17 protein-coding genes and 1 tRNA gene are annotated in these 18,435 nt (G+C 61.5%); 9 read left to right on the plus strand and 9 right to left on the minus strand.

The features are described 5' to 3' along the window. The first annotated feature begins 16 nt into the window (after window positions 1–16). Window positions 17–988 (plus strand): tetrahydrofolate dehydrogenase/cyclohydrolase catalytic domain-containing protein, encoded by a 972-nt coding sequence (locus tag CPI83_RS13360; protein ID WP_097388184.1) that lies wholly within the window; start codon window positions 17–19, stop codon window positions 986–988. A 111-nt stretch (window positions 989–1,099) separates the two neighbouring features. Here CPI83_RS13360 and CPI83_RS13365 read toward each other — a convergent pair whose 3' ends face one another. Beyond that, window positions 1,100–1,732 (minus strand): hypothetical protein, encoded by a 633-nt coding sequence (locus CPI83_RS13365; RefSeq protein WP_021344398.1) that lies wholly within the window; start codon window positions 1,730–1,732, stop codon window positions 1,100–1,102. Between the two features lie 75 nt (window positions 1,733–1,807). Next, window positions 1,808–1,884, minus strand: a tRNA-Leu gene (locus CPI83_RS13370). Window positions 1,885–1,991: 107 nt separating this feature from the next. On the opposite strand from CPI83_RS13370, the gene CPI83_RS13375 reads away from it, so the two are divergent. Together CPI83_RS13375 and CPI83_RS13380 are read left to right on the plus strand one after the other, a co-directional pair. After that, window positions 1,992–2,609, plus strand: a complete 618-nt coding sequence (locus CPI83_RS13375; RefSeq protein ID WP_003944029.1) for an ANTAR domain-containing response regulator — start codon at window positions 1,992–1,994, stop codon at window positions 2,607–2,609. A gap of 218 nt (window positions 2,610–2,827) precedes the next feature. Next, window positions 2,828–4,159, plus strand: coding sequence for an ABC transporter substrate-binding protein (locus CPI83_RS13380; protein WP_003944031.1), 1,332 nt, complete (start codon window positions 2,828–2,830; stop codon window positions 4,157–4,159). A 56-nt stretch (window positions 4,160–4,215) separates the two neighbouring features. Here the strand turns inward: CPI83_RS13380 and CPI83_RS13385 are convergent, their stop codons facing one another. Genes CPI83_RS13385 through CPI83_RS13400 form a run of 4 tightly spaced genes read right to left on the minus strand, consistent with a single transcriptional unit; the run spans window position 4,216 to window position 8,345 of the window. After that, window positions 4,216–5,022, minus strand: a complete 807-nt coding sequence (locus tag CPI83_RS13385; RefSeq protein ID WP_097387333.1) for an ABC transporter ATP-binding protein — start codon at window positions 5,020–5,022, stop codon at window positions 4,216–4,218. Next, complete coding sequence (locus tag CPI83_RS13390) at window positions 5,019–6,047, minus strand: ABC transporter ATP-binding protein (protein WP_029255470.1); 1,029 nt, start codon at window positions 6,045–6,047, stop codon at window positions 5,019–5,021. Before CPI83_RS13390 ends, CPI83_RS13385 begins: the two co-directional genes overlap by 4 nt. After that, window positions 6,040–7,029 carry a branched-chain amino acid ABC transporter permease gene (locus CPI83_RS13395; RefSeq protein WP_003944088.1) on the minus strand — a complete coding sequence of 330 codons (990 nt, stop codon included), beginning with the start codon at window positions 7,027–7,029 and terminating at the stop codon, window positions 6,040–6,042. The genes CPI83_RS13390 and CPI83_RS13395 overlap by 8 nt, the downstream gene beginning before the upstream one ends. A 5-nt stretch (window positions 7,030–7,034) precedes the next feature. Beyond that, window positions 7,035–8,345 carry a branched-chain amino acid ABC transporter permease gene (locus tag CPI83_RS13400; RefSeq protein WP_037120375.1) on the minus strand — a complete coding sequence of 437 codons (1,311 nt, stop codon included), beginning with the start codon at window positions 8,343–8,345 and terminating at the stop codon, window positions 7,035–7,037. Window positions 8,346–8,648: 303 nt separating this feature from the next. Between CPI83_RS13400 and polA the strand changes: the two genes are divergently transcribed. Continuing rightward, a complete protein-coding gene (polA, locus tag CPI83_RS13405) occupies window positions 8,649–11,396 on the plus strand; it encodes a DNA polymerase I (RefSeq protein ID WP_097387334.1) in 2,748 nt (915 codons plus the stop codon). A gap of 75 nt (window positions 11,397–11,471) precedes the next feature. On the opposite strand, the gene trxA is transcribed toward polA, so the two are convergent. Together trxA and CPI83_RS13415 are read right to left on the minus strand one after the other, a co-directional pair. Further along, the gene (gene trxA, locus CPI83_RS13410; RefSeq protein WP_003944106.1) at window positions 11,472–11,843 is read right to left on the minus strand and encodes a thioredoxin; all 372 of its coding nucleotides are present in this window, start codon (window positions 11,841–11,843) and stop codon (window positions 11,472–11,474) included. 74 nt (window positions 11,844–11,917) lie between these two features. Next, window positions 11,918–12,913, minus strand: a complete 996-nt coding sequence (locus tag CPI83_RS13415; protein ID WP_097387335.1) for a helix-turn-helix domain-containing protein — start codon at window positions 12,911–12,913, stop codon at window positions 11,918–11,920. Between the two features lie 213 nt (window positions 12,914–13,126). Between CPI83_RS13415 and CPI83_RS13425 the strand changes: the two genes are divergently transcribed. Next, window positions 13,127–14,056, plus strand: a complete 930-nt coding sequence (locus tag CPI83_RS13425) for a DMT family transporter (protein ID WP_097387336.1) — start codon at window positions 13,127–13,129, stop codon at window positions 14,054–14,056. On the opposite strand, the gene CPI83_RS13430 is transcribed toward CPI83_RS13425, so the two are convergent. Beyond that, window positions 14,001–14,576, minus strand: a complete 576-nt coding sequence (locus CPI83_RS13430; RefSeq protein ID WP_021344392.1) for a 2'-5' RNA ligase family protein — start codon at window positions 14,574–14,576, stop codon at window positions 14,001–14,003. The two genes, CPI83_RS13425 and CPI83_RS13430, sit on opposite strands and share 56 nt — an antisense overlap. Here CPI83_RS13430 and CPI83_RS13435 point away from each other — a divergent pair. From CPI83_RS13435 to CPI83_RS13450, 4 genes are all read left to right on the plus strand, one after another. Beyond that, window positions 14,542–15,639, plus strand: coding sequence for an isocitrate/isopropylmalate dehydrogenase family protein (locus tag CPI83_RS13435; protein WP_060939360.1), 1,098 nt, complete (start codon window positions 14,542–14,544; stop codon window positions 15,637–15,639). The genes CPI83_RS13430 and CPI83_RS13435 overlap by 35 nt on opposite strands. A 206-nt stretch (window positions 15,640–15,845) precedes the next feature. Beyond that, a complete protein-coding gene (locus tag CPI83_RS13440; RefSeq protein WP_024487476.1) occupies window positions 15,846–16,718 on the plus strand; it encodes an ABC transporter substrate-binding protein in 873 nt (290 codons plus the stop codon). Then, window positions 16,718–17,674, plus strand: coding sequence for an amino acid ABC transporter permease (locus CPI83_RS13445; RefSeq protein WP_019748635.1), 957 nt, complete (start codon window positions 16,718–16,720; stop codon window positions 17,672–17,674). The genes CPI83_RS13440 and CPI83_RS13445 overlap by 1 nt, the downstream gene beginning before the upstream one ends. After that, window positions 17,671–18,432, plus strand: coding sequence for an amino acid ABC transporter ATP-binding protein (locus tag CPI83_RS13450; protein WP_097387337.1), 762 nt, complete (start codon window positions 17,671–17,673; stop codon window positions 18,430–18,432). The genes CPI83_RS13445 and CPI83_RS13450 overlap by 4 nt, the downstream gene beginning before the upstream one ends. The last annotated feature ends 3 nt before the right edge of the window (window positions 18,433–18,435 follow it).

An 18,435-nucleotide genomic window follows, 5' to 3' on the forward strand; every position in this document is an offset into this window, starting at 1 on the left:
GTGTGAAGGGGGATTCATGTCTACCGAAAATCTGTCTACTGAAGATCTGTCTACCGAAAATCTGCCCAGCCAGAACGTGGCCGCTCGAATAATCGACGGACGCGCAATTGCCGATGCTGCGCTCGCGGACCTGTCAGTGCGCACGAGGCAGTTTCGTGATGAGACGGGGCACGTTCCTTGCCTGGCCGCCGTCATCGTGGGAGCGGACCCGGCCTCGAAGGCGTATGTACAGATGAAGGCCAAACGGTCTGTCGCCGTCGCAATGACGTCGCGGACGGTCGAACTCCCGGTGAGTACAACCACCGAAGAACTAGTCGACGTGCTGAGAGCGTTGTCGGCGGACCCTTTGATCGACGGCATACTGCTGCAACACCCGGTGCCAGGCCACATCGACGAACGGGTTGCGTTCGATGCCATCTCGGCCGACAAAGACGTTGACGGCGTTACCTCGGCAGCGTTCGCGGCAATGGCGTTGACCGGTGGGGGATTCGAATCATGTACACCGAGTGGCATCCTGCGCCTGCTCGACGCCACAGGCGTCGAACTCTCCGGGAAGCATGCTGTCGTGGTCGGCCGGAGCCCGATACTCGGATTGCCGATGGGAATGCTCCTCCTGCGTCGAGGCGCAACGGTGACGTACTGCCATTCGCGAACCGTCGACCTGGCCGCCCACGTCGCTTCGGCAGACGTCGCTATCGCGGCCGTCGGTGTTCCGGAACTGATCAAAGGGGCGTGGATCAAGCCTGGGGCAGTGGTGATCGATGCGGGGTACAACGAGGGCAACGTCGGAGACGTGGAGTACGTCGCCGCACTCGCACATGCCGGTGCGGTCACACCGGTGCCGGGTGGCGTCGGCCCCATGACGGTTGCCGTCCTGCTGGAACAAACACTGGCAGCAGCAGTTCGAGCAGCGGAAGTTCGGGCATGTAGTGAGAATCATGACAGTCGTGTTGGACCGGACCCAGCAATCGCCTCGGATCGATTGTGAGACCTCGGTTTCGAGACGGAGAATTCATCCGCCCCTCGATAACCGAATTACCGCGTCGAGCACCGCTGCGCTGGAATGGCTGAGCTGAGCGCGCAATTGGGGATTCGACAGTCAGCTGTCTGCCGTGGGGATGTCGATCATCAACTGGGACGGTGAATCGGATGTCGATACGGTGTATGCCGGACGGGTGTCGACCGTGCCGACAAACGACTGCAGGATCGCACTGTTCCTGGCCGCACTGTCTATGCGCGTGATGTTTTCGCCCTCGTGAGATACGGAGTTGAGCGACGAATCCGATTGGACTCCCATCAGGTCGACTTGAAGTATCGATCGACTTCCGACGTCCACGACTGTGCTGTCACCCGCTCGGATTGCTTCGCTGACGTATTCGGTTTTCCAGAACACTGATCCATTTCCGTCGAATCGGTAGGTGATTCGGGTGAAACCATCGTGATCGGTTACGTCGATCTCGGTCACGTCGACGCGCGGATTCGGTGAAGGGATCTCCGTGTCGTTCGGGAACGGAGCAAGCGTGGAGATCTCGGTTGGTGGGGCATCGATCGGGGGAGTGCCGACCTGAAGGGTGCCTGTCTGTGTTGCAGCATCGAGGACGGTCTGGGTGGAAGATTCGCCGGCAGTGTTGGATTCGCCGGCAGTGTCGGATTGGTCGTCAGTCTGACACCCGGTGAGCAGCGCGAAAACAGGTATGGCTCCGAGCAGAGCAATCAGGCGACGACCGTTCATGGATCGAATCTAACTGCGGTCGATCTGGGGTACAGCCGAATGCCGAAACCTTGCGGTACGGCCAACTGCGGCAGGTGGTGCCCTCGGTGAGACTCGAACTCACACTGGACGGGTTTTGAATCCGTTTCCTCTGCCAATTGGGATACGAGGGCTTGTTGCGATGACTACATTAGAAGATGCGATTTCAATGTCAAACACCGGTACCCTCTAATCGTTCGCGTCTCGTGTCGGGGCGGTTCGATGGAGGAGGATGGTGGCCATGAATTCGCCGCAGCCGCAAGGCAATCAGCTCGCACCCCGTCGTGTTGTCGTCGCTGAAGACGAGGCGTTGATCCGCATGGATCTGGTCGAGATGCTCCGCGAAGAGGGCTACGACGTCGTCGGTGAGGCCGGTGACGGGCAGGTTGCGGTGGAGTTGGCCGAGTCGCTCAAGCCTGATCTGGTCATCATGGACGTGAAGATGCCCAGGAGAGACGGCATCGACGCCGCTTCGGAGATTGCCGCCAAGCGGATCGCTCCTGTTGTTATTCTCACAGCGTTCAGTCAGCGCGAGTTGGTCGAGCGCGCACGCGATGCCGGCGCCATGGCTTACTTGGTCAAGCCGTTCTCGATCAGTGACCTCGTTCCCGCTGTCGAATTGGCGGTCAGTCGTTTCCGCGAGGTGACGGCGCTCGAGCGTGAGGTCGCTGATCTTTCCGACCGGCTCGAAGCACGCAAGCTGATCGAGCGAGCCAAGAGTGTTCTGATGGTTCGCCAAGCGCTCACCGAACCTGAGGCGTTCAAGTGGATTCAGCGCGCCGCGATGGATCGGCGCTCCACGATGAAGGCGGTCGCACAGGTCGTACTGGAAACTCTGGGCGGTGAACCGGACGCTTGAGCAAAGTGTCCGGGTTATCCGGCTGCACTGAGTGGCTGCGTCGACCGTCGAAACGTCGCGCAGCGCTACAGCCGTGTAAACACTGTGCGCCTTCAGATAACAGTCAGGTCACAGGGCTTTCTTGAAGGATCGCGAAACGGTTCCAAGGTCTAGCGTCTGATCCCACAGCGAGCGCCAGTTCGGGTGGCGCGAGCACCGGCTGATCTTAGGAGCGTGGGATGGCTAGACGAACACTTGTGCGTACTGCTGCAGTTCTCGGCGCGGCATCACTGGCACTTGCAGGCTGTAGCTCGGACAAGTCGGATGACTCGTCTTCGAGTGGCTCTACGTCCGGCGCTTCCGCCGCGACGACATCCGTCACGACTGATTGCACCCCGGAGCAGGCCAAGGCCGGCGCCACCCCGTCCACGGAAGCGCTGCGTATCGGTACGCTTCTTCCCGATACAGGCAGCTTGTCGTTCCTCGGGCCGCCGATGGTCGCGGGCACCCAGCTGGGAGTCAACGACGTCAATGCTGCCGGAGGCGTTCTCGGCCAACCGGTCCAGCTGATTCCCGGCGATTCGGGTGACACCACAACGGACACCGCCAACACCACCGTCGACCGTGAATTGGCTGCAGGCACTCAGGTCATCGTCGGCGCCGCGTCGTCTTCGGTCTCGCTCAAGGTGATCGACAAGATCGCCAGCGCAGGCGTCGTGATGTTCTCGCCTGCCAACACCTCGGACCAATTCGTCTGCTACCCCGACAAGGGCATGTACTTCCGCACCGCTCCGACGGACGTACTGCAGGCTCAGGCCGTCGCACAGCTCATTTCGGACGACGGTGGTCAGCGCGTAGCGATCATGGCCCTCAACGACCCGTACGGGACGGGTCTGGCGGACAACATCGAAAAGAATCTGATCGATTCGGGCGTCCCCTCCGATCAGATCGAGAAGATCATCTACGACCCGAACGCGCAGTCGTTCAACTCCGAAGTCGATCAAGTCAAGAACTTCAATCCGGATGCAGTGGCATTGGTGGGCTTCGAGGAGTCGGCGAAGATCATCACGCGCATGCACGAAGTGGGCATCGGCCCGTCGGACGGAATGGCGATGTACGGCGTCGACGGCAACATGGGTAACGCGCTCGGCGAATCCGTGGCGAAGCCGTTGCTCGACACCATGCAGGGAACCACGCCCCTGACGGACGTCGGAGCTGCCTTCCAGGATCGTCTGAAGGCTGTGAACCCCTCTCTGATCGACTTCAACTACGCCGGAGAGTCGTACGACGCGGTGGTGATCTCAGCGCTCGCTGCCGAGCAGGCGAAGTCGACGGCCGGTACCGACATTGCAGCCAACATCAACAGCGTCACCGAAGGTGGCACCAAGTGCACGTCCTATGTCGAGTGCCTGCCGTTGGTGAAGGCGGGAACCGACATCGACTACGACGGCATCACCGGTGAGTTGGACTTCAACGATTCGGGAGAACCGTCCATCGGTTCGTACGGAAAGCTCAAGTTCGGCCCTGAGAACACGCTGACCACAGAAGGATTCGTGGTCGTGGGCAAGTAAGCAGCCAACGAGAATGGGCCAGGGTCGAGAGACCCTGGCCCATTCTCGTGTCTGTTCTACTTCTCTTTGCTTCCAGCGAGCGTTCCCAAGTACAACTCGATCACCTTGGGGTCGTTCATCAGATTGGCGCCGGTGTCGGTGTACGCGTTCTTACCCTGATCGAGTACGTAGCCGCGGTCGCAGATCTGAAGGCAGCGGCGCGCGTTCTGCTCGACCATGATGACCGAGACACCCGCAGCATTGATCTTCTTGCAGCGGATGAACACCTCGTCCTGGAACATGGGGGACAGGCCCGCGGACGGTTCGTCGAGCAGCAGCACCGACGGATCCATCATCAGGGCCCGGCCCATCGCGACCATCTGGCGTTCGCCGCCGGAGAGTGCGCCGGCCCTCACCTTTCGTCGTTCACTCAGAAGAGGGAACAGTTCACTCACGAAGGCGAATCGTTCCGCGAATGCCTTGGGCCGCAGATAAATGCCCATTTCGAGGTTTTCTTCGATGGTCAGAGTCTGAAAGACGTTCTGTGTCTGAGGGACGTACCCGACTCCCTTCTGAACGAGGACGTGAGCGGGCGCAGACGTGATGTTGTCCTCGCGTAAGGTGACCGACCCTTCGCGTACCGGTATCAGTCCGAACAGTGATTTCAGGAGTGTCGATTTGCCTGCGCCGTTCGGTCCGATGATCCCGACGATTTCCCCTTCCTTCAGGAAGAAGTTGCATTCACGCAGGATGTTGACGCCGGGAATGTAGCCCGCGACGAGGTTGTCGGCGCGGAGCAGGGCACCTGCCGACAGTCGCTGATGCTCCTCGGCCGTCGCGGCGAACTCTGCAGGCGTGAGTGAACGTGCGTGGTTCTCGCTCATGGCTTCTCGTGCCTTCCGCGCGGTTCCTCGGGACTCGATTCCAGCGTCGCGGCGAGATCGGCCGGAAGGTTGTCGACGTCGGGTTCCGACAGGTCCCCGCCCGACTCGAGGGTTTCGACCTCGGCTTCAGCCAGGGCGGCGGCCAGAACGGCCGTCTCGCCCACCGGATTTCCGTTGTCGTCGAACTCGAGGGCCTGGTCATGGTGGCTGCCCAGATATGCGTCGACGACGGCTGTGTTGGACGAGAGTTCGTCCGGGGTGGATTCGGCGATGACGCTGCCCTGCGCCATGACCACCACCCAATCGCTGATATCCCGGATCACGTCCATGTCGTGCTCGACGAACACGACCGTCATTCCGTCGTCGCGCAATGATTTGATGTGTCCGAGCAGGCTTTGCGTCAGAGCAGGATTGACCCCCGCCATCGGTTCGTCGAGCATCACCACCGAGGGCGAGGTCATGAGTGCGCGAGCCATTTCGAGCAGTTTGCGCTGCCCACCGGAGAGTGAACCGGCGAGGTCGTCTGCCTTGGTGTCGAGTTTGAATCGTGCGAGGAGTTCGTTGGCGCGTTCGGTGATCTCGCGTTCCTGGCCTTTCCAGATCCACGGAACGAGGGATGCAAAAATGCGTTCACCACGTTGGCCGGTGGCACCGAGACGTACGTTGTCCAGCACGGTGAGTTTGGAGAGCGCCTTGGTCAACTGGAACGTCCGTACCACTCCTTTCCTGGCTACCTGGTGGGGATACATGCGGCCCAGCGATTGACCGTCCATCGACCACGTACCGGTGTCCGGCCGGTCGAAACCGGTGAGGAGGTTGAAGAGCGTCGTTTTTCCGGCACCGTTTGGACCGATCAGACCTGTGATGCACCCTCGTTGAATCTCGAGGTGATCGACGTCGACGGCTTTGAGACCGCCGAACGTCCGCGAGACATTGTCAGCGACCAACACCGGGTCGGGTTTCGCCGATCCGGGAAGGTGAGGAACGTCGGCAAAGATCTGTGCTCTGGTATCGGCGTCAAGCATTGAGTTGCACCTCCCGCTTGTTACCCAGTATTCCCTGCGGTCTGAAGACCATCAGGAGAGCAATCATCAATCCGAGCAGGACATACCTGGTGGCCCCGACTTGCTGTTCCGTGAGTGAAAGCAGCGGATTTTCGCCGGAGATCGCCTGACGCAGCAAGGCATCAGGGATGGCGAGGAGGAACCAGAACAACATTGCGCCGACCACCGGGCCGAATACCGTTGCCGCCCCGCCCAGAATCAGTGCGCCGAACGCGAAGAACGTCTGCGCGGTCGAGTAGAAGTCCGGGTTGATGGACTTGGTCTGCAAAGCGTTGAACACACCGGCCAGACCACCGATCACGCCGCCGAGAACCAGCGCCTGCATCTTGTACACGAAGACGTTCTTGCCCAACGATCGCGCTGCGTCCTCGTCTTCGCGTACCGCCTTGAGGACGCGCCCCCACGGACTGTGCGTCAACAAGTAGACAAATCCGCACAAGATCAAGACCAGGGTCCACCCCACGACCATCGACCAGAGGTCGTCTCCGTAGAACTTCACGCCGAGAAACGAGTACTGCTTGGCCGAGTCGAAGGGGCTCAGTGCGGTGAACGGGTCTGCGAAACCGAACAGGCCATTGGTGGAACCGGTCACCGAATCCGACGCGGTCGAGCGGAAGATCAGACGCAGGATCTCCGAGGCCGCGATGGTGACGATGGCGAGATAGTCGGCGCGCAGACGCAGCGTCGGAATACCGAGCACGAGCGCGAGAAGGCCGGCTGCGGTGAGTCCGACGAGGATGCCGAGCCAGAGCGGCTGGTCGTAGGTCACGGTCATGATGCCGACGCCGTAGCCGCCGAGAAGGGCAAAACCGATCTGACCGAAATTGAGCAGTCCGGCGTAGCCGAAGTGCAGGTTCAACCCGATTGCCAGCAGTGCGTAGAAGATTGCCGACGGCCCGATCAGCTGGGCGAAGGAAACCTGGAAAGCTCCCATGATGTCCATGTTCGTCACCCGATCCTTTGTCTGGATCCGAGGATGCCCTGGGGGCGAACCACGAGGATCACGATCAAGACGAGAAGTCCGCCGATGTATTTGAGATCGGGGTTGATGATGAGCGTCGAGAGTTGGACCAGAAGTCCCACGATGACGCAGCCGAGTAGCGCCCCGTACGCGGTTCCCAGACCACCGAGGGTGATTCCGGCGAACATGAGCAGCAACAGTTTGAAGCCCATTTCCCACTGGACGCGTCCGCCGAGTTCGGAGATACCGAACAGCACACCGCCGAGGGCGGCCAGTCCGCCGCCGAGACCCCAGACGAACATGATCACGCGCTCGACGTTGATACCGGACGAAGCGGCGAGGTCACGATTGTCGGAGACGGCACGCATGGCCTTTCCGATGCGAGTCTTCTGCAGAAGCAGTGCGACGCCGACCAGGACGACAAGACTGACGATCATGACTATCGCGTTGGCGTCGGTCAGTGCGATCGGGCCCCAGTTCTTCTCGACCTGGCCCTGGTAGTCGTCGAACGGTTCGGCGCGGTCGGAGAAGAAGATCAGGATCAAGTAGCGCAATGAAATCGCGAGACCGATCGAAACCACCAATTGCGCGATCAACCCGGTTTTGCGCTTTCGCAGTGGTTTCCAGACGATTCCGTTGGTCAGCAGGCCGATGCCGATGCCGACGAAGATCGCGAGGATCGTGGCGGGAATCAGTGGAACGCCGAAGGACGTGTTGATCACCCAGGCAGCAACGGCTCCTAACGTCACCATCTCGCCGTGAGCGAAGTTGGTCAGGCCAGTGGTGCCGTAGATCAGGCTCAAACCCACACCGGCGATCGCGATCACGAGGCCGAACCGCAGACCGTCGACCGTCGTGCGGATCAGCTTCTCGCCGAAGCTGACATTCGAGGCGGTACGTACCTCGCCGAACGAGAAGATCACGGTGTTCGCGCGGCCGGCCACCACCTCGCGTTCGACAGCGGCTTGCACACTGACCCCGTCGGGAAGTGTGTCGGCAACGATCTCGAAGGTGTAGGTGCCCGGTGCCACGGCCAGTTCCCAACGGCCGTTCGATGCCGATTCTCCGGTGGCGACTTCCGTGCCGGAAGAATCGAGCGCACGGACGGTGACGCCCTCGAGGCGTGTGCCGCCGTTGTTGAGATTGCCGCTGACGGGGACAGCGTTGTCGGGAACCGGTGCTGTCGGTGTTGCGGATGCTGTCGGGGTCGGCGGTGTAGGGGAAGTGGTCGGTTCCTGAGCCGAAGCAGTTCCGGCCAGGCTGAGTAATGCGAAGAACGTCAGTAATGCAAAGGCCAGTAGTCGGCTGAGTGTCGCGAGGGTCTGCCGTTTCACTACGGGTGGGGCCACGTACGTCCTCCGAGCGGGTCGGGAATAGCGCGTCTGGACAAAGGTGCCGCGCAGCACAGGGATTGTTTCGTTGCTGCGATTTCCGGACTCTAACGGCTCCGTTCGCTTCAGATGGGGTTCTGAGATTTCCGGGATGTTTCGGTTCCGTATCGAAGGCCGAAGGCTGCATCAATTGTCCGATTCTTGTGTCTGTTCCTGCGTAAACAACGGCGAAGGCGTCGATGTCGGTCGCGATCCCTAGACTGATGAACCGTGAGCCCCGCAACCACAACTCGGTCCAGCACGTCCACCGCTTCAGCCGGCACCGCCGGCAAGGCGGACGATCGCCCTCTTCTGATGCTTCTCGACGGGCATTCGTTGGCATTTCGCGCCTTCTATGCGCTGCCTGCAGAGAACTTCAAGACACACAGTGGGCAGGCCACCAACGCGGTGTACGGCTTCACGTCGATGTTGATCAACCTTCTTCGTGACGAGCAGCCCACCCACTTGGCCGCGGCTTTCGACGTGTCGCGTCAGACGTTTCGCGCCGACCTGTTCCCCGAATACAAGGCGCAGCGCGCGAAGGCTCCGGACGAATTCAAGGGCCAGATCGACATCACCAAGGACGTTCTCGGCGCGCTGGGCATCCCGGTCATGGCCGAGGAAGGTTTCGAGGCCGACGACGTGATTGCCACGTTGACCACGCAGGCGGAGGCACTCGGATACCGGGTTCTCGTCGTGACCGGCGACCGCGACTCGCTGCAGCTGGTGACCGACAACGTCACTGTGCTCTACCCGAAGAAGGGTGTCTCGGAGCTCACCCGATTCACGCCGACGGCCGTCGAGGAGAAGTACAGCCTCACTCCGTCGCAGTATCCGGATTTTGCTGCCCTGCGCGGCGACCCGAGTGACAACCTCCCCGGTATCCCCGGCGTCGGCGAGAAAACCGCTACCAAGTGGATCCGTGAGTACGGTGACCTGCAGGGACTGGTAGACAACGTGGACAAGGTCCGCGGCAAGGTAGGCGACTCGCTACGCGAGAACCTTGCAAACGTCCTGCTCAATCGTCAGCTCACCGAGATGGTTCGCGACGTTCCGTTGCCGTACACGCCCGAGCAGTTGGTGTTGGCCCCGTGGGACCGCGAGAAGATTCATGCGTTGTTCGACGATCTCGAGTTCAAGGTTCTCCGCGATCGACTGTTCGCGACCCTGTCGTCGTCCGAGCCCGAAGCAGAGGAAGGGTTCGAGGTCAGCGGCGACGCACTCGCCCCGGGTGCGGTTGCCGCGTGGCTCGATGCCCACGCGCGAACCGGTGAGCGTCACGGCGTCACAGTGCTCGGAACCAGAACTCCGTTTGCCGGCGACGTCACTGCACTCGCGATCGCGGCCTCCGACGGTGAATGTGCATACATCGCGGCGTCGACGGCAACACCGGAAGACGAAGCAGCTCTCGGTGATTGGCTCGCCGACGCATCGCAGCCGAAGTCGCTGCACGAAGCCAAGTGGGCGATCCACGCTCTGCGTGGGCGTGGTTGGACGCTCGGTGGACTGACCAGCGACACCGCTCTGGCCGCATACCTCGTCCGGCCGGGCCAGCGCAGCTTCAATCTCGACGACCTCTCGCTCCGCTACCTCAAGCGTGAACTGCGCGCCGAAACATCCGGCCAGGAACAGCTTTCACTGCTCGACGACACCGAACAGCTCGATGCCGAAGCGGCCGAGACCGCGATGCTCAGCGCTCAGGCCGTTCTCGACTTGGCAGCTGCACTGGACACCGAGTTGGAGTCGATCGAGTCCAAGTCGCTCCTCTCCGACATGGAACTGCCGTTGACGATCGAGCTCGCTCAGATCGAGGCCACCGGCATTGCCGTCGACAGCGCGCATCTGCACGATCTTCAGAGCCGTTTCGCCTCCCAGGTCGCCGACGCCGCAAACTCCGCGTACGAGGTGATCGACAAGCAGATCAACCTGGGTTCGCCGAAGCAGCTGCAGGTGGTCTTGTTCGAAGAACTCGACATGCCCAAGACGAAGAAGACGAAGACCGGCTACACCACCGACGCCGAGGCGTTGCAGGGTCTGTTCGACAAGACAGGACACCCGTTCCTTGAACACCTTCTCGCGCATCGTGATGCGACGCGTATGAAGGTGACCGTCGACGGTCTTCTCAAGGCCGTGGCCGAAGACGGTCGCATCCACACGACGTTCAACCAGACGGTTGCCGCGACCGGGCGTCTGTCGTCGACCGATCCGAACTTGCAGAACATCCCGGTGCGAAACGACGCGGGGCGCGAGATTCGCGACGGATTCGTAGTCGGGCAAGGGTTCGACGTTCTGCTCACTGCCGACTACAGCCAGATCGAAATGCGCATCATGGCGCACGTGTCAGGCGACGAGGGGCTGATCGAGGCATTCAACACCGGTGAGGACCTGCACAGCTTTGTCGGCTCGCGCGCATTCGGAGTTCCGATCGAAGAGGTCACTCCTGAACTGCGTCGCCGGGTCAAGGCGATGTCCTACGGTCTGGCCTACGGGCTCAGTGCCTACGGATTGGCGTCGCAGCTGAAGATTTCGACCGAAGAAGCGAAGCAGCAGATGGATGCGTACTTCGCTCGTTTCGGCGGCGTGCGGGATTACCTCCACGCGGTGGTCGAGCAGGCACGTAAGGACGGCTACACCTCGACGCTCTACGGCCGTCGTCGCTACCTGCCGGACCTCAACAGCGACAACCGTCAGCGTCGTGAGGTGGCCGAACGTGCTGCCCTGAATGCGCCGATCCAGGGCACCGCAGCCGACATCATCAAGGTCGCGATGATCAATGTTCAGAAGGCTCTCGCCGAAGCCGGATTGAAGTCGCGCATGCTGTTGCAGGTGCACGACGAATTGGTGCTCGAAGTGGTCGCCTCCGAGTTGGAGGAAGTCACCGCACTGGTCAAGGACAAGATGGCCACAGCCATCGAGTTGTCGGTACCCCTGGATGTTTCGGTGGGCACCGGTCGAAGCTGGGACAGCGCGGCTCACTGAGTCGGCGTCAAGGCAGCCTGGCTACGAAAAGAGCGCGCTCCGAATCGAATTCGATTCGGAGCGCGCTCTCTTTCGCTATTCAGCTGAAGCGGTCTGCTCTGCGATCTGCTTGCGGACCTCGTCCATGTCGAGTGCCTTGACCTGAGTGACGAGCTCTTCGAGCTGAGCGGCGGGAAGTGCGCCGGCCTGGTTGAACACGAGTACGCCTTCGCGGAAGGCCATGATCGTGGGGATGGAGCGGATGTTTGCGGCCGCTGCGATTCCCTGCTCGGCCTCGGTGTCGACCTTGGCGTGAACGACGTCAGCGTGCTTCTCCGAAGACGCTTCGAACGTCGGCGCGAACTGGCGGCACGGGCCGCACCAGGAGGCCCAGAAGTCCACGAGGACGACGTCGCTGCCGTTGATCGTTTCGTCGAAGTTCTGCTGGGTGAGTGTCTGGGTGGCCACAGGGGTCCTTTCCATTGTGCGGGCTGTTGGTGTGTGCAACGCCCCGGAACCGCTGATTCTTCCCTGAGGCGATTTCAGCTTGCGTTCTCGGTCGCCCGAAACGTCCGGCGGTAGGCCCGGGGCGTGGTGCAGCGAAGCCGGATGAAGTGCTGGCGAAGCACGGCGCCGCCGCCGAAACCGACGCGTTCCGCGATGACATCGACGGAGAGGTCCGAATTCTCCAGGAGTTGCTGGGCGGCCAGTACTCGCTGATCGCTGAGCCAGCGGGCGGGAGTCGTTCCCGTTTCCGCTTGGAAACGGCGGGCAAATGTGCGAGCGGACATGTTCGCTCGGGCCGCGACCATTCCGACAGTGAGGTCGAGGGCGAGATTCTCCGTCATCCAGTCGAGGAGTGGGGCAAGGGTTGCACTCGGCGTCGAGGTGAGGGGAGTGGCGACGTACTGGGCCTGCCCACCGTCACGGTGGGGTGGCACCACCATCCTTCTCGCGATGCCGTTGGCGACACGAGAACCCTGTTCCTTTCGCACGATGTGCAGGCACAGATCGATTCCTGCCGCGGTGCCTGCGCTGGTGAACACCGGATCTTCGTCCACGTACAACACGTCCGGATCGACCTTGGCTTCCGGATACGTCTGGGCAAGCCTCTCTGCGTGCCGCCAATGCGTCGTGCATCGCCTTCCGTCCAGTAGTCCAGCCGCGCCGAGGACAAACGCTCCGGTGCACAGGCTCGCCACCTTGGCGCCCCGGGCCACGGCCTCGTTGAGTTTGACCAGCAGGGGATCGACACTCGAGTCGGGACTCGGTGAGCACATGTACGCGTCGCCGGCGTCGTAGGTTCCGCCGGCGGAAACGACGATGAGGTCGGCGTCGTCGAGAGAATCGAGGTTGTACGGAACATCGATGTTGTAACCGAACCGCGTTCGGATCGGGCCCGGAACTGCGGCGATCAGCGAGAAGTCGTACGTGGGGAGGCCGTCGTCGGATCGGTCGAAGCCGAAGACTTCACATGCCACGCCGAGTTCGAACGCCTCGGTCATCGGCATCAGTGGGACCACCACTTTCGCGAGCATCTTTCGAGTGTGACAGAAAAACGGGAAAGTGGCAGAAAATCGTCCAAGTCTGGCTTTTCTGCCACTACTGCCACGTGGGACATTCCGTCAGGCTGGACACATGGCAATCATCGTCGTCAGCCTCTTGGTCCTACTGGTCCTGAACGTACTAGCTCTTGCCGGCCGAACGCCCGATACTCGTCACGACGTCAGTCCGCACGGAGACTTCACCCTTTGAGGGCAAGTCTGGCCTTTCAATACACCGCAGCTGCGGTGGTGTGGGGAGCCAGTTTCCTCTTCATGAAGATCGGGCTCGAAGGTCTGTCCGTCACGCAGGTAGTTCTGTGGCGCTTGGTCTTCGGTGCGCTCGCGCTGGTTCTCGTGTCAGCGGTCAGCCGGATCGGCCTACCGAGGGAATTTCGTGTCTGGAAGCACCTGGCTTTTCTCGCAGCGACGCAATGCATCGTTCCGTGGCTGCTGTTCAGTTGGGCGGAGCAGGACATGTCCTCGGGACTCGCGAGCATCTACAACGCCACCACGCCACTGATGACTATGGCTGTCTCCCTTGCCTTTCTGTCGGGGGAGACGCTGACGCGATACAAGTCGCTGGGGTTGCTTCTCGGATTCGGTGGGGTGCTGATCGTGTTGGCGCCGTGGAATCTCGGCGTTGGCGGAAGTGTGAGTGCTCAGGTCGCTTGCCTGGGAGCGACTGCGTCGTACGGGATTTCGTTTGTCTACCTCAGGAGTTTCGTGCTTCCGCTCGGCGTCGACACTCGTACGGTCGCGCTTGTGCAGATCAGTATCGGCGCTTTCGTGATGGTTCTGGCCTCTCCGGTCGTCGCAAACACGCCGATGCACCTGACGCCGGCAGTTGTCCTGTCGATGATCGCTCTGGGCGCGCTGGGGACCGGGCTCGCATTCATCTGGAACACCAATGTCGTTCAGGGGTGGGGGCCGACTGCGGCGTCCACCGTCACTTATCTCAGTCCAGTGGTGGGCGTCGCTCTCGGCGCAATAGTCTTGGACGAAAGCGTTGGCTGGAATCAACCGGTTGGTGCGCTGGCGGTGATCGCGGGAATCCTGGTGACCCGACGTGCAACCCGCTCTGTCACACCGGCGGTGTCAGTAACCATTCCGTCTTCTGTTCGCCGTCCCAGCGCCTGATCCCGCCGCTGCGCCCGTGAATCACGTCGGTGCCGAGCAGGGCGATAGCTTCACCCAGACGTGCAGGTTCGACGCGTCGGGCGAGCGTCACGTGAGGCGTCCACGCGCCGGGCTCGACGTGGGCGGGAAGTGCCGTCGAGCCAACCGTTGACTCGGCTATTTCTCGGTGCAGGTGAAGGAGTGCACGCGAAGGAACAACCGAGCGCGCCAAGACCATCTGCTTGCCGCCGAACACGACGTAGCCACCCAGCCGGACCTCGAAGTCCGGGGCCGAGAAGCGCCGCACCAACAGTTCGTCGATCTCCGCGGGGATCTCACGGGCGACGAACAGCGTGATGTGCGGACGGTTGGACGGGCTGTGATGAGAGGCCTGACTCGGCAATCCGGCGTCGGCGAGTAGCTGCCATTGTGCTCGCACTGCCGACTCACTCACCGGATCGAGGAGCAATTCCACCGACTGGACCATGGTGAGCAATGATTGCCTGATGACAGGTGCGAGCGCAATCGGTACTCCGGCCATGCGGCTGGGACTCATGCACGGCGACGGAATTGGCCACGAAATCGTCCCGGCGACACGGCAGATCGTGGATGCGGCGCTGTCATCGGTTCACGCTCCGCCCGTCGAGTGGGTCGAGCTTCCGCTCGGGAGTACGGCCATCGACACTCACGGCACGCCAATTCCCGACGAAACCATCGATGGGTTGGGGCAGCTGCAAGGCTGGATCCTCGGACCCCATGACAGCGCGTCGTATCCCGAGAGGTTTCGCGGACAACTCACCCCCGGCGGCGTCATCCGGAAAAAGTTCGAGTTGTTCGCGAACATCCGACCGGCAGCAGCGTTCCCCGGCGTCAAGGCGATGGTCCCCGACATGGATCTGGTGATCGTCCGCGAGAACACCGAGGGGTTGTACGCGGATCGGAACATGGCAGTTGGCAGCGGCGAATTCATGCCGACGCCAGACATCGCCCTGGCCGTCGGTGTGTTCACCCGCGCTGCATGCGAACGGATCGCACGCACTGCCTTCGCGTTGGCGTCGCGTCGGCGCAATCACGTCACGATCGTCCACAAGGCCAACGTCCTGACACTGACCACCGGCCTCTTCCGCGACGCCTGCCGAACCGTCGCCGCGGAGTACCCCCACGTAGTCGTCGACGACGAGCACGTCGACGCGATGGCGGCGCACCTCGTTCGACGCGGCGGAGACTTCGACGTCGTGGTGACCGAAAACATGTTCGGCGACATTCTGTCGGATCTGGCGGGCGAGCTGTCCGGTTCACTCGGAACCGCGCCGTCGATCAACGCTTCCGAGACGCAGGTCATGGCTCAGGCTGCGCACGGTGCAGCACCCGACATCGCCGGGAAGAACCGGGCGAACCCGACGGCACTGTTCCTCTCGAGTGCGATGATGCTCGACTGGCTCGGTGATGCGCGGGGAGATCGGTTGTTGTCTGCGGCGGCACGCCGCATTTCAGACGCGGTTCGTACGACCATCGCGTCGGGTATCGCGACCGCGGACCTCGGCGGTTTGGCATCGACCAGCGAATTTTCCGAAGTCGTGTACGCACACACTCTGCGTCGCTGATTCTTGTACGACAGGCCGGAATCTTGCGAAGTCGGCGACGGTGGAACTCCTGCCGTAACCTACCGTTCGACTGAATTTCGGATGGACGTTGCAAGTGCGGCGATCGACGAGTGGAGAGCAGAGTCGTGGTCGATGAAAACGCACGGGCACCAAGGCCACGTGGCGTGGGTTATGGCTCGAGCAGTGGCGGGCGTATCCGCACCAACGTGGTGCGAGTCCTGTTGGTGGGCTTGATCGTCGCACTGTGCGGCGGATGTGTCACCAACAACGAGGGTCTCGTTCCGGAGGGGCCGCCACTTGATGTCCAGAAGGTGCCCGAGATCGCCGCTCTTCTGCCGTCCAAGGTCACGGATTCGGGCAAGCTGCAGGTCGGCGTCAACATTCCGTACGCGCCAAACGAATTCAAGGACGCGGACGGCAACATCGTCGGTTTCGACGTCGACCTGATGAATGCCGTTGCCGCCGTGCTCGGTGTCGAAGCTGTCTTCAACCAAGCCGACTTCGACAAGATCATCCCCGCTATCCAGTCGGGAAGCTACGACCTCGGCATGTCTTCGTTCACCGACTCCAAGGAACGCGAGAAGACGGTCGACTTCGTCACGTACTACAGCGCAGGTATCCAGTGGGCGCAACGGCCGGACAAGCCAGTCGATCCGAACAACGCATGCGGGCTTCGGGTGGCGGTGCAGACCACGACCACCGAGGACATCGACGAGGTGCCTGCCAAGAGCGAGGCATGCGTGGCCGAGGGCAAGCCCCCGATCGACAAGATCAAGTACGACAGCCAGGACGACGCGGCCAACGCGCTCATCCTTGGTCGAGTCGACGCGCTGTCCGCTGATTCGCCAGTGACCGGCTATGCGATCAAACGGAGCAAGGGCCGGATGGAAGCTGCGGGAGAACCCTTTGATTCGGCGCCGTACGGCTGGCCGATCGTGAAGGGTTCCGCCCTTGGGCCCGCCCTGCAGCAGGCAATGCAGTACCTGATCGACAACGGCGTCTATCAACAGATCGCGCAGACCTGGAGTGTCGAGGCCGGCGTCATCGAAGTATCCAAGATCAACGGCGCGGAAAGCTGATGAACATGACAACAACTGAGACCGGCGATCCGGTGCCGATCAAGGCGATTCCACTACGCAGACCTGGTCGTTGGATTGCCGCGGTCGTCGTCGTGGTCCTCTTCGGACTGTTCGTTTACGGCGCGGCGACCAACGAAGCCTTTGCATGGGGGACTTACGGTCAGTATCTGTTCGACAAACGGATCTCCGCTGGTGCGTGGACAACGATCCAGCTGACGGTGCTGGCAATGGTGATCGCGATCGTCCTCGGTGTGATTTTGGCAGTCATGCGACTTTCTCCCAACCCGGTGCTTCGCGCCGCGGCCTGGGGCTATCTGTGGATCTTTCGAGGAACCCCTGTCTACGTGCAGTTGGTCTTCTGGGGCCTGTTCCCGTCGATCTACAAGAGCATCGATCTCGGTATTCCCTTCGTACATCAGTTTGCGCACATCAATCTCCAGGACTTGCAGGCAGCGTTTCTGTTTGCGGTGATCGGTTTGGCATTGAACGAGGCTGCATACATGGCCGAGATCGTCCGTGCCGGCGTGAGTTCGGTCAACGAGGGCCAGACCGAAGCATCTGTTGCATTGGGTATGACGTGGAGTCAGACGATGCGCCGAACCGTTCTACCGCAGGCGATGCGCGTCATCATTCCGCCGACCGGTAACGAAGTGATCAGCATGCTCAAGACCACCTCGCTCGTGACGGCGGTCCCTTACAGCTTCGAGTTGTACGGTCGAGCGCGCGATATCTCGGGCGCCAACTTCGAGCCGATTCCCCTGTTGATGGTGGCGGCAACGTGGTACCTCGCGATCACGAGTCTGCTCATGATCGGGCAGTACTACGTCGAGCGTCACTATTCGAAGGGCGCAACCCGAGCACTGACCACACGCCAGCTTCAGGCACTGGCCGACGCGCAAGGAAAAGCTACGGTAGTGGAAACGCTTCCGGATACCCCCGGAGGAGAACGCAAATGACACCCATGGTGAAAGCAGACCGAGTTTGTAAGAACTTCGGCGCACTGGAGGTCCTGAAAGGGATTTCGCTCGAAATCGACCCTGGCCAGGTCCTCTGCCTGGTCGGTCCGTCCGGGTCGGGCAAGTCGACGTTCTTGCGCTGCATCAATCACCTCGAGCAGGTCAACGCCGGCCGACTGTACGTCGACGGCGACCTGGTGGGCTACTCGGAGAAGAACGGCAAACTGTACGAACTCCACCCGCGAGCAGCGGCCAAACAACGCCGCGACATCGGGATGGTGTTTCAGCACTTCAACCTGTTCCCGCACCGCACCGCTCTCGAGAACATCATCGAAGCGCCGACGCAGGTGAAGCGCGTCAGTAAGAAGAAGGCTGCCGAACGAGCGAAGGACCTCCTCGATCAGGTCGGGTTGAGCGCCAAAGCCAACGCCTACCCGGCCCAGTTGTCGGGTGGTCAGCAGCAAAGAGTTGCCATCGCCCGCGCTCTCGCGATGGACCCGAAGCTCATGCTGTTCGACGAGCCGACGTCCGCGCTCGACCCCGAACTCGTCGGTGAAGTTCTCACTGTGATGAAGCAATTGGCCAAAGAAGGCATGACGATGGTGGTCGTCACCCACGAGATGGGTTTCGCCCGCGAGGTCGCAGATCAGTTGGTGTTCATGGACGGGGGAGTTGTGGTCGAGGCAGGCGAGCCCCGGGAACTCCTGGCCAATCCGCAGCACAATCGGACCAAGGCGTTCCTGTCGAAGCTGCTGTAGCCG

Source organism: Rhodococcus sp. H-CA8f (assembly GCF_002501585.1).
Lineage (GTDB): Bacteria > Actinomycetota > Actinomycetes > Mycobacteriales > Mycobacteriaceae > Rhodococcus_F > Rhodococcus_F erythropolis.

Coding starts and splice junctions, on each gene's coding strand:
- CPI83_RS13435 (WP_060939360.1), top strand. CDS start 14,542: ATGACAGGTGCGAGCGCAATCGGTACTCCGGCCATGCGGCTGGGACTC.
- CPI83_RS13385 (WP_097387333.1), bottom strand. CDS start 5,022: ATGAGCGAGAACCACGCACGTTCACTCACGCCTGCAGAGTTCGCCGCG.
- CPI83_RS13375 (WP_003944029.1), top strand. CDS start 1,992: ATGAATTCGCCGCAGCCGCAAGGCAATCAGCTCGCACCCCGTCGTGTT.
- CPI83_RS13380 (WP_003944031.1), top strand. CDS start 2,828: ATGGCTAGACGAACACTTGTGCGTACTGCTGCAGTTCTCGGCGCGGCA.
- CPI83_RS13395 (WP_003944088.1), bottom strand. CDS start 7,029: ATGGACATCATGGGAGCTTTCCAGGTTTCCTTCGCCCAGCTGATCGGG.
- CPI83_RS13450 (WP_097387337.1), top strand. CDS start 17,671: ATGACACCCATGGTGAAAGCAGACCGAGTTTGTAAGAACTTCGGCGCA.
- CPI83_RS13365 (WP_021344398.1), bottom strand. CDS start 1,732: ATGAACGGTCGTCGCCTGATTGCTCTGCTCGGAGCCATACCTGTTTTC.
- CPI83_RS13360 (WP_097388184.1), top strand. CDS start 17: ATGTCTACCGAAAATCTGTCTACTGAAGATCTGTCTACCGAAAATCTG.
- CPI83_RS13390 (WP_029255470.1), bottom strand. CDS start 6,047: ATGCTTGACGCCGATACCAGAGCACAGATCTTTGCCGACGTTCCTCAC.
- CPI83_RS13430 (WP_021344392.1), bottom strand. CDS start 14,576: ATGGCCGGAGTACCGATTGCGCTCGCACCTGTCATCAGGCAATCATTG.
- CPI83_RS13445 (WP_019748635.1), top strand. CDS start 16,718: ATGAACATGACAACAACTGAGACCGGCGATCCGGTGCCGATCAAGGCG.
- CPI83_RS13415 (WP_097387335.1), bottom strand. CDS start 12,913: ATGCTCGCGAAAGTGGTGGTCCCACTGATGCCGATGACCGAGGCGTTC.